Genomic DNA, 16,023 nt, shown 5'->3' with positions numbered 1-16,023 from the left:
GTGACAGGCCGACAAGGAGCAGTGGCATGACCGACGCCGAGCACAGCCCGGGGTTCGCAGCGGGACTCGAGATCCGGCGCGAAGTCATGGGGGACGACTTCGTCGAGCGTGCCTTCGAACGCGCCCGCGGCACCGATTCGGAACAGATGCAGGAGTTCGTCACCGAACACGCCTGGGGTGCGGTGTGGTCGCGACCCGGCCTGGATCGACGCAGCCGCAGCCTGCTCAACCTCGGCATGCTCATCGCACTGCGGGCCGAGAACGAACTTCGCGGGCACGTCCGCGGGGCACTCCGCAACGGTGTGACCCGCACCGAGATCGTCGAATCGGTCATCCACTGCAGCGCGTACTGCGGCGCACCGGCCGGGCTGGCTGCGATGCGCGTGGTGCAGGAAGTCCTCGAGGCCGAGCTCGGTCCGCTGACCGGCACCGAATAGCGGTCTGCCCCGTCCGGTCTTCGAAGACCGGACGGGGCAGACGAAGTGCGCAGTGCCCCCGGCAGCGCCGCCCGGCGATCACACCTCCGGCGCGAATTCCTCGAGCATGTCCGTCACCAGTGCCGCGATCGGCGACCGTTCGCTGCGCGTCAAGGTGACGTGCGCGAAAAGCGGGTGTCCCTTGAGCTTCTCGATGACCGCTGCCACCCCGTCGTGCCGTCCCACGCGCAGGTTGTCGCGCTGTGCGACATCGTGGGTGAGTACCACCCGCGACCCCGCGCCGAGCCGCGACAGCACGGTGAGCAGAACATTGCGTTCGAGGGACTGGGCCTCGTCGACGATGACGAACGAATCGTGCAGCGACCTGCCCCGGATGTGGGTCAGGGGAAGCACTTCCAGCATGCCGCGGCTGATGACCTCGTCCATCACCGCAGGGCTCGCGAGACCCTCGAGGGTGTCGAACACTGCCTGGCCCCACGGATTCATCTTCTCGGCTTCGGTGCCCGGCAGGTATCCGAGTTCCTGACCGCCCACCGCATACAGGGGCCGGAACACCACGACCTTGCGATGCGACCGGCGTTCGAGCACCGCGTCGAGGCCTGCCGTCAGCGCGAGCGCGGATTTGCCGGTGCCCGCCTTGCCTCCGAGCGAGACGATACCGATCGACTCGTCGAGGAGCAGTTCGAGTGCGATGCGCTGTTCGGCGGAACGTCCGTGCAACCCGAACGCCTCCCGGTCACCGCGCACCAACTGGACCCGCTTGTCCGGGGTGATCCTGCCCAGAGCGCTCGACGACCCACCGAGGAGCCGAATACCTGTGTGGCACGGTATGTCCCGAGCTTCGTCGAGATCGACGACACCGTCGGCGAACAACTCGTCGATCACCGTCCGGTCGACATCGAGTTCGGTCATTCCCGTCCACCCGGACGTGACGACGTCCTGCGCCCGGTACTCGTCCGCGGTCAGCCCCACCGCACCCGCCTTGACGCGCAGGGGGATGTCCTTGCTGACGAGGGTCACCTCGCGCCCGTCGCCCGCGAGGTTGAGCGCACACGCCAGGATCCGCGCATCGTTGGTGTCGGTGCGGAAACCCGCGGGCAGGACCGCCTGGTCGGTGTGGTTGAGCTCCACGTGCAGGGTGCCACCGGCGTCCCCGATGGGGATGGGCTGATCGAGGCGGCCGTACCGCTGACGCAGGTCGTCGAGCAGTCGGAGCGCTTCGCGGGCGAACCATCCCAGTTCGTGATGGTGACGTTTGCCCTCGAGTTCGCCGATCACCACGAGCGGCAGTACCACTTCGTGTTCGGCGAATCGCGCCACCGCCCACGGATCGGAGAGCAACACCGAGGTGTCGAGAACGTAGGTACGCACGAGGGGTTCGTTCGCTGCGGACACACTCGGGCGCGCGGAACGGGGGGAGACGGACCGTGTTGCGTTCACGTGAGGCTCCTCGGTCTGCGCGGCACCGCACAGACGTCGTTCGGTGGGCCGGTAGTCCCTGGTGTCGTCACGACCACGAGAGCCTGGTGCCGGCCCCCTCGCTCGGAATGTGCAAGCCACACGATTCAGGGACCTCCCGCGTACCCGGCACCTGCGCCGACTACACCCCCGACGCTAAACCCGACACGCCCCCTCCGCCGGGTAGCGGAGGGGGCGTGTCGATGAAATCTGCGTAAACGCAGTTACCGATCAGACGATCTTCCAGTCCTCGAGGCCCTCGTACAGCGGCAGTTCCTGCGCGAGCGCGCTCACGCGCCTGCGGAGAGCGTCCTTGTCGGCGCCGCCGACGAGCGTCTGCGCGATGATGTCGGCGACCTCGGTGAACTGCGTATCACCGAATCCGCGCGTCGCGAGGGCAGGAGTGCCGATGCGCAAGCCGGACGTCACCATCGGGGGCCGCGGGTCGAACGGCACAGCGTTCCGGTTGACGGTGATGCCGACCTCGTGCAGCAGGTCTTCGCCCTGCTGACCGTCGATCTGGGAGTTCCGCAGGTCCACGAGCACCAGGTGCACATCGGTGCCGCCGGTGAGCACGGAGATGCCCTTGTCCGCGACGTCGGGCTGCGAGAGGCGGTCGGCGAGGATCCGGGCGCCGGACAGGGTGCGCTGCTGGCGGTCCTTGAACTCGTCGCTCGCGGCGATCTTCAGCGACACGGCCTTCGCGGCGATCGCGTGCATGAGCGGCCCGCCCTGCTGACCGGGGAAGACTGCGGAGTTGAGCTTCTTGGCCCATTCCTTCTTGGCCAGGATCAGACCCGAGCGCGGACCGCCGAGGGTCTTGTGAACGGTCGTGGACACGACATCCGCGTACGGCACGGGCGACGGGTGCAGTCCCGCCGCGACCAGGCCCGCGAAGTGCGCCATGTCGACCCACAGGTAGGCACCGACCTCGTCGGCGATGGCGCGGAACGCGGCGAAGTCCTCGTGCCGCGGGTAGGCGGACCAGCCGGCGACGATGACCTTCGGCTTCTCGCGGACCGCGATCTCCCGCACTTCGTCCATGTCGATGCGGTGGTCTTCCTTGCTGACCCCGTAGGACGCGACGTCGTACAGCTTGCCGGAGAAGTTGAGCTTCATGCCGTGCGTCAGGTGCCCGCCGTGCGCGAGGTCGAGTCCGAGAAGCTTCTCGCCCGGCGTCATCAGCGCCATGAGCACCGCGGCGTTGGCCTGGGCACCGGAGTGGGGCTGCACGTTGGCGAATTCCGCACCGAAGAGTTCCTTCGCGCGGTTACGGGCGAGATCTTCGATGATGTCGACGTTCTCGCAGCCGCCGTAGTAGCGGCGGCCCGGGTAGCCCTCGGCGTACTTGTTGGTCAGGACGCTGCCCTGAGCCTGCAGTACGGCGCGCGGCACGAAGTTCTCCGACGCGATCATCTCGAGGGTGTCGCGCTGACGCGACAACTCCCCTGCCATGGCCTCGGCGACCTCGGGGTCGAGGTCGGCGAGTGCGGCGGTGTTCATGTCGTTGCCGGGCACAGCGGTCATCGAGAATTCTCCAAGCGAAGGGCGGCAGGATACGTACTCCAGTCTACGAACCCCGTCGACCGCGCCGGACGGCGGACCCCGGTCGAGACGCAGGTCACCGCAGGCTGCTGGGCACGAGAGGTTCGTCGAGGAGCCGCCGGAACCGCTCGGCACGGTCCGCTCCGTCAGGTGCCCGGTCGAGCCACCCGCCGAGCAAGCGGTATCCCTCGACATAGGTGCTGATGTACGCACGCCACAGCGGAGAGGACAGGAATCGCAGGGCCTGCCGGGCACGCTCCGGACTGGACAGCGACCAGCGCTCGAGGAACCCGGCGACCTCGTCGGCGTCGCGGCCACGGTCGTGCAGGAGAAGCGCCGCGTCCTGCCGCACCGACAGCAGACCGGCCGACGCTTCGCTCAGTTGTTCCGCGAGTTCCCCGTCGAACCGCAGTCCGAGATCGGCGTAGATGTCCTGCGCCCACTTGCCCCAGCCCGGTCCGACGATGGCGTCGAGCGCGAGGTCGGCGAGGCCTTCCGCCATCAGGCACTGAGGCGTGTTGACAAGGAAGAGCGTCTGCTCGGCCTGGCCGGCTGCGACGAGTCCGGCCTCCTTGCGGCAGTGCTCGGTGTGGTGCCCCGGGTACGACTCGTGGGCGATCAAGTGCGGCAGGTGCGCCATGTGCTGCTCGAGGTCGGAGTTGATCGCAACTCTCGACCGGTAGTCGCCGAGGTAGTAGTTGAATCCCGACCACGGCTTGTCGCCCACGACCTCGTACTCGACTCGTTCGGTGTCCGGAAGCGGATATACCGCGCGCACCTTCTCGCGCAGCGCGCCCGAGAATGCCTCGACACACTCTGCGAGCCGGTCTGCCGGGATCACTTCGGACTTGCGGTGCGCCTGCATTCGTTCGGCCAGCGGCCCCGCCCCGGGCAGCAGCGCGTCGAGACGCCGGTGCGCGTCGAGATAGTCGTCCTCGCTTCCGGGCGCGATGCGCACGTCGAAGTAGGCCTCGACTTCGTCGACGAATCCGATCTCCTCACCTGCGAACTTGCGCGCGGAGCACTCCATCGCGCGCAGATGCACGTCGAGGAAGCGCGTGCGTTCGTCGGACAACGACGCCGACGGAAGTTCCTCCCGCAGACGACGTGCCGTGTGCGATAGGTCACGGGGTTCAGGTCTGGGTGCGTTCTCGATCCGCCGGCGCAATTCCGGATCTCCGGTGTACGCATCGACGAAGCCCTCCTCGAGGCGGTCGAAAGACAACCCGAGAAGCAGGTATTCGGTGACGAAGTCGTCCGCTCGCATAACGTGCCACCTTAGCCCTTCGCCGCGCCCCTGGGTCCGCCCTGCACCGCACCACGGGGACCCCGACGAGGCATCGCGCTGTGTCTGCGAGCACAATTCGTTCCATGGACATGCATCGCCGCCCCCTCACCGTGGGATGTGCTGACGAATCGCCCGGGGTCGAGGGACAGTGCCGATGGCTCGTCTGAGCGAACCCAGCCCCTACATCGAGTTCGACCGGAAGCAGTGGCGCACCCTGCGGAAGTCGACGCCGCTCGTCCTCACCGAGGACGAACTGATCGGTCTCCGGGGGCTCGGCGAGCAGATCGACCTCGCCGAGGTCGCAGAGGTGTATCTGCCGCTTGCGCGACTGATCCACCTGCAGGTCGCCGCGCGGCAGCGACTGTTCGCCGCGACCGCCACGTTCCTCGGGGAGAAGCACCCGGACCAGCAGGTGCCGTTCGTGATCGGTGTCGCAGGATCGGTCGCGGTCGGCAAGTCCACCACGGCTCGTGTGCTGCAGGCCCTCCTCGCGCGGTGGGAACACCATCCGCGGGTGGATCTGGTGACCACCGACGGGTTCCTGTACCCGTCGAGGGAACTCATGCGACGAAACATCATGCATCGCAAGGGGTTCCCCGAAAGTTACGACAGACGGAAGCTCCTCCGCTTCGTCACAGAGGTCAAATCGGGCGCCGAAGAAGTCACGGCGCCGATCTATTCACACACCTCGTACGACATCATCCCGGGCCGATACCACATCGTGCGGCAACCGGACATCCTCATCATCGAGGGCCTCAACGTGCTGCAGACCGGTCCGCGACTGATGGTTTCGGACCTCTTCGATTTCTCGATCTACGTCGACGCCCGTATCGAGGACATCGAACAGTGGTACGTGGAGCGCTTTCTCGCGCTCCGGAAGACGTCGTTCGCCGATCCGAAAGCGCACTTCCACCACTACTCGAACTTCAACGACCGCGACGCGATCAGCGCCGCGAAGGAGATCTGGCACTCGATCAACCTGCCGAATCTGGTGGAGAACATTCTGCCCACCCGCCCGCGCGCGACCCTCGTGCTGCGCAAGGACTCCGATCACTCGATCAACCGGCTTCGACTCCGGAAGCTGTGAGCCTCTGCTCGCGCAGACTCAGATCCCGAAGCGCCGGTGCCGTGCCGCGTAGTCACGCAGCGCACGGAGGAAGTCGACGCGCCGGAACTCCGGCCAGTACGCCTCGGTGAACCAGATCTCGGAGTACGCGCTCTGCCACAAGAGGAAGCCCGACAACCTCTGCTCCCCCGAGGTCCGGATGACGAGATCGGGATCGGGCTGCCCGGAGGTATAGAGGTGATCGTCGACGGCATCGACGGTCACCGATTCGATGAGGTCGGTACCGGTGAGGCCCTCGGCGTTCTTGTCGCGGAGCAAGGACTGGACCGCGTCGACGATCTCCTGCCGGCCGCCGTACCCGACGGCCACGTTGACGTGCGTCCCGGTGCGTCCGGCGGTGCTCGCGGCCGCGTCGCGCAACCGCTTCGCATGATCCTCGGGCAGCAGATCGGGTGCGCCGACGATCTTCACGCTCCAGTTCTGGCCCGGCGCCGAGATCTCCTCGACGACGTCGGCGATGATCTCGAGCAGGACGTCGAGTTCCTCCGGGTCGCGGCGCAGATTCTCGGTCGAGAGCAGGTAGATCGTCGCGGTGTCGATCCCGGCGGCGTCGCACCAGCCGAGCAGTTCGGCGATCTTCTTCGCGCCCTCGCGGTGCCCGTGACTGACGTCGGTGAACCCGTTCTCCCGGGCCCAGCGACGGTTGCCGTCGCACATCACCGCGACATGGCACGGACGCTGGGCGCCTTCGAGTTGCCTGAGCAACCGGCGCTCGTAGAGTCGGTACAACACGCCTCGAGCGCTCACCCCGTCATCACCACGTGGGTCACATTACGCCCACCCACAGGGCAGCTCGCGGCGGTGGTCACACTGCCGTTCCATGGACGCCCGGCCGGGGTATCGTGTCGTCGAAACTCGACCTACGGGTCCGTAGGTTACCAACGAGTACAGAAGGTGGGGCGTGTTCATGACGGCTTTCGGGATCGAGGAACTGCCGGTCAAACCCCGTATGCGCGGGTGGATCCACCTCTGGGCGTTCGGCGTCTCCGCCGTCGCGGGCGTAGCGCTTGTGCTCGGAGCTGTGTTCTTCGCCGATCGTCCCGGCGCAGGCCTACCCACCGCGATCTACAGCCTGACGGTCTGCGGCGTCTTCGGGGTGAGCGCGCTCTACCACCGGGTTCACTGGAGGAATCCCCACGCCCGCATGTGGATGAAGCGCGCCGACCACTCCATGATCTTCGTCTTCATCGCAGGGAGCTACACACCCTTCGCCATGCTGGCACTTCCGCCCGCCACCGGCAGAACACTCCTCATCGTGGTGTGGGCAGGGGCCGTCGCGGGAGTGGCACTGAAGATGCTCTGGCCGACCGCGCCCCGATGGGTCGGCGTTCCCCTCTACCTACTTCTCGGATGGGCCATCGTGCCCGTCGCGGGCGATCTCGTCGCCGAAGCGGGCATGGCACCGATGCTGCTCCTGCTGGCGGGTGGGCTGCTCTACAGCGCCGGTGCCATCCTGTATGCCACCAAGTGGCCGGACCCATGGCCCTCGACGTTCGGTTATCACGAGTTCTTCCATGCCGCCACAGTGCTCGCCGCGCTGTGCCATGCGGTCGCGGTCTGGCTCGTCGTGTTCGGCTGAGCCCCCCGAAACGCTCGAGTGTCACATCTCACACCATCTGCCCCACTGGTCACAGATTTGTACACTCGCCAACGATGTCTATGTCGAATCTGCCGACCCAGAACCTGGCCTTCGAACTGACCGAGACCAACCGTGAGTGGCTCATCGAGCGTCCACTTGCGATCGCCGGCTACATCCTCGCGGCGATCGTGCTGCGGTTCGTGCTGCACCGCCTCATAGACCGGATGACCAAGCCCCGCGATCCTTCCAAGGGACCCCGGCGCTCCATCCTCAAGCCGCTTCAGCAACGGGCCGGCAAGCCCCCCGGCGACCCGACCGCACGCGAACGTCGCGCGCAGCGCGCACAGACGATCGGATCGGTCTTCAAATCGGGCGTGTCGATCATCGTGCTGGTCTGGGCCGTGTTGCAGACCCTCGACAGCCTGGGATTCAATGTCGCGCCGTTCATCGCGTCGGCCGGGATCGCCGGTGTAGCGCTCGGTTTCGGCGCCCAGAATCTCGTCCGCGACTTCATCTCGGGAATGTTCATGCTTCTCGAAGACCAGTACGGCGTGGGTGACGTGGTGGACGTCGGCGACGCCGTGGGCACGGTCGAATCGGTGGGACTTCGGGTGACGACCATCCGCGACATCGACGGGACCCTGTGGTTCTGCCGCAACGGCGAAATCCTCAGGGTCGGCAACATGAGCCAGGGGCACGCGGTCGCCGTCGTCGACATTCCGATCGCTCCGACCGCCAACGTGCACCGAGCCTGCCAGGTGGCGTTGCGTGCGGTGCTCGACCGCGTGGAAGGCGACGACATCGCACCCGACGTGCTCGACAAGCCCGAGTTGCTCGGCGTCAATTCCGTGATCGCCGGCGCAGTGACCCTGCGTCTGACGGTGCGCGTGCGGGCCGGCAAGCAGTGGGGTGTGCGTCGCTCGCTCACCCGTGCCGTACTCGAGGCGTTCGAGCAGGACGAAATCGGTTCGCCGACAGTGTTACTGGCCCCCGCAACCCCCTGACCGGCGACGCGCGGGTGCGCATCGCCGGCCGGGTGGAAGAACCGGTGTTCAGGCCTCGACAGCCTGCTTCCGGGCTGCCGACCGCGCCCGCACGGCGTCGATCACGACGACGCACGCGAGCGAAGCCGCCCCCCAGATCGCGAAGGTCACGAGGTGGCTTCCGACCGCGTCGCCGCCGAAGTAGAGAATCGACCGGACGGACTCCACGGCGGCCGGCATCGGCAGTACGGCGTGCAGCGTCGTGAAGATCTCCGGAGTCATGTACACCGACAGCGCACCGTTGGACGCGGGGACACCCAGGAACATGAGGATGGCTACCGCCGGGAGCACCGCCAGCAACCCGAACAGTCGCGCCGGAACGGCGGTGAACAGCGCAGTCGAGAAGATCGCGACGATTCCCGTGCCGAACAGCGGCCAGAAGTGGCCGTCGACGGCCCCCACGATCGGATCGGCGATGACCCAGATGACAGCCGACATGAATACCGACCATCCGGCGGCGATGGGCAGGAACCGACGCAGCCGCATCGCGGCGGGCTGTGCGCTGCCCGCAACCACGACGAGCATGAACCCGGACATGATCCAGCCCATCGCGACGTAGAGCGTGACCGTTCCCATGGAGTCGGCGCCCGGCAGCGGCGTGAGGTTCTCGACGGTGAGCGGCATCTGCGAACCGGCAGCCACCTGACCGAAGACCGTCGACACGACCTGCTGCTGGCTCACACCCGCGGCTTCGTTGGTGACGAGGGTCGCGGTGGGTGACGTCGCGGACGGCAGGACGTACGCGGCGACAGCCGTCCGGTCCTGGACGGCGGCGCGTGCCTCGTCCAGGGAGTCGGATGCCTCCAGGGCGAAGAGACCGGTCATGTTCTCTTCCAGCCCGGCGATCACCTGCTCCGCCTGCTCGGTGGTCGCGGCCACCACGGTGACGGGCATGTCGCGCGGAGCCGGCTGATACATCGCACCGAGCATGAACGAGAGCATCATCACGACCATGCCCAGCGGGAAGAACGCCAGCGTCACGTACCGGACGCGGTTGCTCGCGGGACGCGGTCCCGCCGTCAGCGACGGCAACGTGATCTCGGGGTCACCGGCGTCGGGATTGCGGCGACGCTTCAGGGCGTCGACACCCACGGTCGCGGCAAGCGCGAGCACCGCTCCGACCGCGAGTACCAGCAAGTGACCGCCGAGGCCGTCGCCGCCGAAGTACAGGACCGAACGCAGCGCTTCACCGGTGGCCGCGGTCGGCAGGAAACCGTGCAGAGTCGCATACAGCCCCGGCAGCGCATGTACGGACATACCCATGTTGGACGCCGGAACGCCGAGGACCATCAGGAACAACATGCCGACGATCACCGCCATCGGCCCGAGGATTCGGGTGAGGAACAACTGCACCGCGCCGACCGCGAAGACCGACAGCCAGGAAATGCCCAGGACCGCGGCAGTGTGGCCCTCGACCGCACCGAGAACCGGGCCGGCCACGAGCCACACCAGGAAGGCGATGAGGGCGGACCATCCCGCCAGTAACGGGACCACACGCCGGATCCGCAGGAGTTCCGGAGAGTTCGACAGCATGACGCTGAGCGGCATGTAGCCCGCGAGCATCAGTGCGGTGGCCATGAACATCGCCGCCAGTCCGGCGGTGTCGTGTGCAGGCAGCGGAGCGAGATCCTCGACCACCAGATCGAGGCCCTGTCCCAGCACCGGTGGTGCGAGCAGACCGCCGACCATGGACGACTGCGAGGCACCGGCTGCGCCTGCCGTGTACACGGTCGCCGTGCCGTCGGCTCCCAGCGACACCGCACCGGAGACCTCGCGGGCGAGCACGAGGTCACGCGCAGCGGCGTCGTCCGAGACGACCCGGACGTCCACGGCGTCGGGATCGGCCGCCTCGAGAGCCCGGGCGAACTCCCCGGCCTGTTGCGACGCTCCGGCCACCGCGATCGGCATGTTGTTGGGGGCCGGTGAGTGCATGGCCGCGAGGTAACCCGTGATCATCATGGCGACCATCACGAAGGGCAGCAGGATCATCGCGACGTAGCGCCCGATGTGTTCCTTGCGGGCGCGCGCGAGGTCGGCCTCGGCGGCGTCACTTCCCGGTGAGCTGCTCGTGTCGGACGCGATTGTGTCGGTCAAGTGGAATCTCCTCGGTATCCGGCTCGGCGAGATTCCCGAAACCAGAAATACGCCGACTGACTCAATAAGTTACGCTGCATGTCTTAAAGTCATCAAACCGAGCGGTGGTGATATTCGTCCCCTCGGCGACGGTCACACCGGGTGACCCGAGACAGAGAGGCGGCAGACCCGACCGTGGGCACATACGGCGACCAGGCAAGACGAGCACTGCTCGATTCGGCCGAAGAACTCTTCGCCACGTTCGGCGTGGACGCGGTGTCGAACCGGCGGATCGCCGAGCACGCCGGCAACGCCAACCATTCCGCCGTCAACTATCACTTCGGCAGCCGCGACGCCCTCGTACGCGCGACAATGATGCGCTATTCCGACGACGCGCACCGCCGCCGCCGGGAGTTGATCGAGATGCTCGGGCCCGAGCCGGATCTACGAGACCTGCTGAGCTGCCTCGTCGTTCCCCTCACCGACCAGTTGGCGTCGCTGCCCGTCCCGAGCTGGCGCGCACGTTTTCTGCGCCAGCTGCGCACGGTGCCCTCGATGATCGAGACCGTCGCCGCGAGCACCACCACGGACCGTGACATTGCCGAGCTCATCGAGCGGGCACGCGCCAGCGTGGCGGATCTCCCCGAAACGGTCATCAGCGGCCGGTCGTGGCTGCTGGGACACATGGTGATCGACGCGTGCGCCGAATACGAAGAACGCGTCGACCGCGAGCACGTCGAACCGGACTGGACGGGCTTCGCCTATTTCCTCGTCGACGCGTGCGCGGGCATGCTCGCGGCACCCGTCACCAGCGCGGGCGACTTCCTCAGCTCGCGCGCCGAGTCGACCTGGGCGTGACGTACCCCGTTCACGACCCCGCCAGCACCTCGAGCAGATCGGGCACCGAGGTGACCGGACGATCGCACACGAAACCACGGCACACGTAGGCGGTCGGTATTCCGTCGACGAGCGGCCGGTCCACCAGCAGCGGCGACGATCCGGGGTCGCCACCCACGACGATCGATCCGCCGGGAGCGATATGGCGCGCGGCCCGCAGAAGGTCACCGCCACCGGCGACCGCAATCTGAACCGGACCCCGAACGGCGGCCTCGGCCACGGCCAGCCAGTGGCCGGCCGACCGCGGCGCCCGCTCCAGCAGGATCGACGCGGCAGCGAGAGACGCATGCGCCGCAGTGGCATACCGCCCGTCACCCTCGTCGAGCGCCGCGAGCGACAGCAGAGCCTCCGCAATCAGCGAGGCACCCGACGGCGTGGCGCCGTCCAACGGATCACGCGGTCGTGCAACGAGTTTCGTCGCGTCGTCCGCGGTGTCGAACCAGCTTCCGGGGCTGTCGGGGTCGGCGAACGCGCCGAGCGCAGTGTCGGCGAGGCGGACCGCCGGGGCGAGCCAGGCCGCGTCGCCGGTCGCCTGGTGCACAGCCACCAGGGCGGTGACCAATGCTCCGTAGTCCTCGAGCACTCCCGCCGGTTCACCCACCACCCCGCCGAGCGAAGCCCGTCGCAGACGGTCGCCCACGAGGTGCCGGTCGAGCAACGCCCGGGCGCACGTCGCGGCGACGTCGATCCACTCGGGGACGTCGAACGCCACCCCTGCCTCCGCTAGCGCAGTGACGGCGAAGCCGTTCCACGCGGTGACCACCTTGTCGTCCCGGTCGGGTTGCGGCCGACTCTGCCTCGACAGGAACAGTCGTTCTCGCACGCGCGCGAATCGCTCGGGGTCGTCGGGATCTTCCCGCAGTTGCAGCACGGACGTACCGGATTCGAAGGTTCCTTCGCCGGTCATGGAAAAGACCCGCGCAGCCCACGCCCCGTCGTCGGGACCGAGGATCTCCGTCAGCTGCGCGGGTGCCCACGCGTAGGTAAGACCCTCCACGCCATCGGTATCGGCGTCGAGTGCCGACGCGAAGCATCCCTCCGCAGTCCGCAGGTCGCGCAGGAGGAAGCCGGCGGTCTCTTCCGCCACGCGCCGGAAGAACGGTGTACCGGTGATCCGCGCGAGATGGGCGTATGCCCGCAGCAGCAAGGCATTGTCGTAGAGCATCTTCTCGAAATGCGGAATCACCCAGCCCGCATCGACGCTGTAGCGGGCGAAACCGCCGCCGAGCTGGTCGTAGATTCCGCCGCGTGCCATCGCTTCCGCGGTGCGGGATACGAGACCCAGCACGTCCTCCCGGCGGATGCGCTCGTATCCGCGCAGGAGGCCTTCGAGCAGATTCGACGGCGGAAACTTCGGTGCCCCGCCGAATCCCCCGTGTTCACGGTCTTCGTCACGGGCGACGGCCGTCACGGCCGCGTCGAGCAACGCGGCGTCGACCTTGTTCGTACCGGCAGGAAGGCCACCGCTGCTGCGCTGCAGTTCTGCGACGATGGCGGCCGCGGCCTCGCCCACGTCGTCGCGACGGCGGTCCCAGGTCTCGGCGATCGCGTGAAGCAACTGCTGGAACGACGGCACCCCGCCGCGCGGCGTGTTCGGGTAGTAGGTGCCGCAGTAGAACGGCGCACCGTCGGGAGTGAGAAAGCACGTCATCGGCCACCCGCCCTGACCGGTCGTCGCGACGGTCGCGTTCATGTAGATCGCGTCGAGATCGGGACGTTCCTCCCGATCGACCTTGATGCACACGAAATTCTCGTTCATGACGGCCGCGGTGGCATCGTCCTCGAACGACTCGTGCGCCATGACGTGACACCAGTGGCACGCGGCATAGCCGATGGACAGCAGTATCGGCACATCACGCTCGCGCGCTTCAGCCAGCGCCGCGTCGCCCCACTCGTGCCAGTGGACCGGATTGCCGGCGTGCTGCCGGAGGTAGGGGCTCAGTGAATCCGCAAGGAGATTCGCCATTCCCCCACGTTACGTCGAAGCGCGGGCCGCGACGTCAGTTCGACGTGGCTGGCGGCGTGCGCTCCGGGTCCGCCGGCGACTCTGCCGCACCGGGCTTCACGGTGTCGGCGCCCGTCGTGGATGCCCCGGTTGCGGTCGCCGCGGGCGACCCGTCGCCGTCGCTTGCGGGCACCACCACGCCCGGCAGCGTTCCGTCGTCCGCCAACTGGTCCGGCTCTGGATGTTCCGGTTCGAAGGTCTCGGGCAGATTGCCCAGACGCTTGTTCATGTTCCAGATCAGCAGAGCCGTCGCAACCAGCAGCACGATCACCAGAGCGAGACCGAACGGCGACGCCTTACCGAACTCGGGTCCGGTGGGGTCCTGTGCAAGGACCTCGACCGCCAGCGTGCCTACCGTCATTTCACCTGTCCGTCCTCGATGCCCGCGAACAGATCCGTCTCGGGAATCTGCGTGGATACGCGGGTCTTGGCCAATTCGAACTCCTCCGTCGGCCACACCTTCTGCTGAATATCCAACGGCACCGCGAAGAACGATCCATTGGGATCGATCTGCGTGGCGTGCGCCCGCAGCGCATCGTCACGCTGCGGGAAGTAGTCACCACAGGTTATCTGGGTGGTCACCCGGGCCATCAGGTCGCCCTGCTCGGTCCTCCACCGGTTCAGCCACTCGTCCATCGGGAACTTCTCGCCCCGGCGTACGTACTCGTCGCGGAACAACTCGATGCGCTTACGGATGAAGCCGTGCGAGTAGTACAGCTTGGACACTTCCCACGGCGCGCCGAGTTCGGGGTGGAACTCCGGGTCGGCTGCCGCGTCGAATGCGGCCACCGACACTTCGTGGCACCGGATGTGATCCGGATGGGGGTAACCACCGTTCTCGTCGTAGGTGGTCATGACGTGGGGCCGGAACTCCCGGATCACCCGGACGAGCCTGCGCACCGGCTCGTCGAGCGGGATGGCAGCGAAGCTCCCTTCGGGTACGGGCGGCTTGGGATCGCCCTCCGGCAACCCGGAGTCGACGAAACCGAGCCAGAGTTGCTTCACCCCGAGAATGCGGGCCGCCTCGGCCATTTCCTCGCGCCGCACCTCGCTCATGCGGTCGCGGACGCCTGCCACGTCCATCGCCGGGTTGAGGATGTCGCCGCGTTCGCCGCCTGTGAGCGTGACGACGAGGACCTCGTTCCCTTCGGCCGCGTAACGCGCCATCGTGGCCGCACCCTTGCTCGACTCGTCATCGGGATGGGCATGCACGGCCATGAGCCGTAGTCCGCTCACGTATTTTCCTCCACCTCACGTTCGTGTGCATGGTCGTGACCTCATCGGTGCCCGCCTCGCGGGCCGTTCGGGTCCTTCCCCTATAGTTCCACCTGATAATCCCTCCGTCAGCCGTGACCCCGCGGCACCGCCCGCCCGCCTGCACGGGCTCGAAGGCAAAGTGATGAGCAACACCACCACGACCGACCGCTACCCCTCCGATCGTTACCCCTCGAAGAAGGGGTCGATGCGCGGCAGACGCTGGGGGTACACCGCGGCCGGTCTCGTAGCCGGCCTGTTCCTCGCGTTCGTGTTGTTCCAGAACAACACGCCGCCGATCGAGTCGGAGATCGTGGCATTCGATGTCGTCGACGACCACACGATCGAGGTTCAGCTCAAAGTCACCCGCGAGGATCCTGCGCAGGACGCGGTCTGTGTGATCCGCGCCCGCTCGAAGGACGGCAGCGAAACCGGCCGGCGCGAGGTGCTGATCCCCGCGTCCGATTCGGCCTCCGTAGTCCTCACGTCGCGGATCACCACCACACAGCGACCGGGAATGGCCGACGAATACGGGTGCAGCACGGACGCTCCGGACTATCTCCGCGCGCCCTGAGTTTCATACTCTAAGCAGCGGTTTTCCCGGCACCCGAGCGCGATGGTGCTAGAATAGCCGGATACACGGTTCCACCCATTGGGGCCGTGTATTGCTGCATAGAAGCACAGTGCGGCCCTGCTCACCTGCATACCAGGGGGGATTGCGGGGGTCGTGCTCGTAGTCGTTGCACGTGCACGACTTGTCCACGGAGCCGGGGGCTCCAACCTGAAGGAAGTGATCGAGATGACCGAGACCCAGGTGACCTGGCTGACCCAGGAGTCGTACGACCGACTCAAGGCCGAACTTGACCAGCTCATCGCCAATCGTCCCGTCATCGCGGCCGAGATCAACGAGCGTCGCGAAGAAGGTGACCTCAAGGAGAACGGCGGGTACCACGCGGCGCGCGAAGAGCAAGGCCAGCAAGAGGCCCGCATTCGTCAGCTCCAGGAGTTGCTCAGCGCCGCCAAGGTGGGGGTGGCACCGACCCAGTCCGGTGTCGCACTCCCCGGTTCGGTCGTCACCGTCTACTACGACGGTGACGAGACCGACACGGAAACGTTCCTGATCGCGACGCGTGAAGAAGGCGCCCGCAACGGCGACCTCGAGACCTACTCCCCCGGCTCGCCCATCGGTGGCGCACTGATCTCGGCGAAGGTCGGCGAGACCCGCGAGTACACGCTGCCCAACGGCAACACCATGAAGGTGACGCTCGTCAGCGCGGAGCCGTACCAGGGCTGATCTCCGAATCGCAGAAAGAAGGGC

Annotated in this window: 15 protein-coding genes; 7 read left to right on the top strand and 8 right to left on the bottom strand. The window is 67.0% G+C overall.

The genetic code is table 11. From position 1 onward, the window contains the following. The first annotated feature begins 26 nt into the window (after nt 1–26). The gene (locus RDCOP1_RS09140; RefSeq protein WP_072699817.1) at nt 27–437 is read left to right on the top strand and encodes a carboxymuconolactone decarboxylase family protein; all 411 of its coding nucleotides are present in this window, start codon (nt 27–29) and stop codon (nt 435–437) included. A 78-nt stretch (nt 438–515) separates the two neighbouring features. On the opposite strand, the gene phoH2 is transcribed toward RDCOP1_RS09140, so the two are convergent. The 3 genes from phoH2 to RDCOP1_RS09125 form a co-directional block, all read right to left on the bottom strand. After that, nucleotides 516–1,877, bottom strand: coding sequence for an RNA 5'-3' helicase PhoH2 (gene phoH2 / locus RDCOP1_RS09135; protein ID WP_174555791.1), 1,362 nt, complete (start codon nt 1,875–1,877; stop codon nt 516–518). A gap of 249 nt (nt 1,878–2,126) precedes the next feature. After that, nucleotides 2,127–3,422, bottom strand: a complete 1,296-nt coding sequence (glyA, locus tag RDCOP1_RS09130; RefSeq protein ID WP_072699816.1) for a serine hydroxymethyltransferase — start codon at nt 3,420–3,422, stop codon at nt 2,127–2,129. A gap of 94 nt (nt 3,423–3,516) precedes the next feature. Next, the gene (locus RDCOP1_RS09125) at nt 3,517–4,707 is read right to left on the bottom strand and encodes a DUF885 domain-containing protein (RefSeq protein ID WP_072699815.1); all 1,191 of its coding nucleotides are present in this window, start codon (nt 4,705–4,707) and stop codon (nt 3,517–3,519) included. A gap of 175 nt (nt 4,708–4,882) precedes the next feature. Between RDCOP1_RS09125 and coaA the strand changes: the two genes are divergently transcribed. After that, a complete protein-coding gene (gene coaA / locus RDCOP1_RS09120; RefSeq protein WP_072699814.1) occupies nt 4,883–5,815 on the top strand; it encodes a type I pantothenate kinase in 933 nt (310 codons plus the stop codon). An 18-nt stretch (nt 5,816–5,833) separates the two neighbouring features. On the opposite strand, the gene RDCOP1_RS09115 is transcribed toward coaA, so the two are convergent. Beyond that, nucleotides 5,834–6,601 carry an isoprenyl transferase gene (locus tag RDCOP1_RS09115; protein WP_072699813.1) on the bottom strand — a complete coding sequence of 256 codons (768 nt, stop codon included), beginning with the start codon at nt 6,599–6,601 and terminating at the stop codon, nt 5,834–5,836. A gap of 160 nt (nt 6,602–6,761) precedes the next feature. Between RDCOP1_RS09115 and trhA the strand changes: the two genes are divergently transcribed. Together trhA and RDCOP1_RS09105 are read left to right on the top strand one after the other, a co-directional pair. Then, nucleotides 6,762–7,433 carry a PAQR family membrane homeostasis protein TrhA gene (trhA, locus tag RDCOP1_RS09110; protein ID WP_072700357.1) on the top strand — a complete coding sequence of 224 codons (672 nt, stop codon included), beginning with the start codon at nt 6,762–6,764 and terminating at the stop codon, nt 7,431–7,433. Nucleotides 7,434–7,507: 74 nt separating this feature from the next. Next, nucleotides 7,508–8,437 (top strand): mechanosensitive ion channel family protein, encoded by a 930-nt coding sequence (locus RDCOP1_RS09105; RefSeq protein ID WP_371836813.1) that lies wholly within the window; start codon nt 7,508–7,510, stop codon nt 8,435–8,437. Nucleotides 8,438–8,485: 48 nt separating this feature from the next. Here RDCOP1_RS09105 and RDCOP1_RS09100 read toward each other — a convergent pair whose 3' ends face one another. Beyond that, nucleotides 8,486–10,570, bottom strand: coding sequence for a hypothetical protein (locus RDCOP1_RS09100; RefSeq protein WP_072699811.1), 2,085 nt, complete (start codon nt 10,568–10,570; stop codon nt 8,486–8,488). 141 nt (nt 10,571–10,711) lie between these two features. Here RDCOP1_RS09100 and RDCOP1_RS09095 point away from each other — a divergent pair, with 141 nt between their 5' ends. Beyond that, complete coding sequence (locus tag RDCOP1_RS09095; RefSeq protein ID WP_231922984.1) at nt 10,712–11,407, top strand: TetR/AcrR family transcriptional regulator; 696 nt, start codon at nt 10,712–10,714, stop codon at nt 11,405–11,407. A 10-nt stretch (nt 11,408–11,417) separates the two neighbouring features. Here the strand turns inward: RDCOP1_RS09095 and RDCOP1_RS09090 are convergent, their stop codons facing one another. Genes RDCOP1_RS09090 through mca form a run of 3 tightly spaced genes read right to left on the bottom strand, consistent with a single transcriptional unit; the run spans nt 11,418 to nt 14,669 of the window. After that, nucleotides 11,418–13,412, bottom strand: coding sequence for a thioredoxin domain-containing protein (locus RDCOP1_RS09090; protein ID WP_072699809.1), 1,995 nt, complete (start codon nt 13,410–13,412; stop codon nt 11,418–11,420). A 34-nt stretch (nt 13,413–13,446) separates the two neighbouring features. Then, nucleotides 13,447–13,812 carry a hypothetical protein gene (locus RDCOP1_RS21170; protein ID WP_084722523.1) on the bottom strand — a complete coding sequence of 122 codons (366 nt, stop codon included), beginning with the start codon at nt 13,810–13,812 and terminating at the stop codon, nt 13,447–13,449. Then, entirely contained in the window at nt 13,809–14,669 is an 861-nt protein-coding gene (gene mca / locus RDCOP1_RS09080; protein ID WP_072699808.1) for a mycothiol conjugate amidase Mca, read from the bottom strand. Before mca ends, RDCOP1_RS21170 begins: the two co-directional genes overlap by 4 nt. Nucleotides 14,670–14,850: 181 nt before the next feature. Between mca and RDCOP1_RS09075 the strand changes: the two genes are divergently transcribed. Together RDCOP1_RS09075 and greA are read left to right on the top strand one after the other, a co-directional pair. Then, entirely contained in the window at nt 14,851–15,279 is a 429-nt protein-coding gene (locus RDCOP1_RS09075) for a DUF4307 domain-containing protein (protein WP_072699807.1), read from the top strand. Nucleotides 15,280–15,504: 225 nt separating this feature from the next. Next, nucleotides 15,505–15,999 (top strand): transcription elongation factor GreA, encoded by a 495-nt coding sequence (gene greA, locus RDCOP1_RS09070; RefSeq protein WP_072700355.1) that lies wholly within the window; start codon nt 15,505–15,507, stop codon nt 15,997–15,999. Nucleotides 16,000–16,023: the final 24 nt, after the last annotated feature.

Source organism: Rhodococcus coprophilus NBRC 100603, from assembly GCF_001895045.1.
Classification (GTDB): Bacteria; Actinomycetota; Actinomycetes; order Mycobacteriales; family Mycobacteriaceae; genus Rhodococcus; species Rhodococcus coprophilus.
Note: the sequence above shows the minus strand (reverse complement) of the source record. Positions and strands in the feature narration are given on the sequence as shown.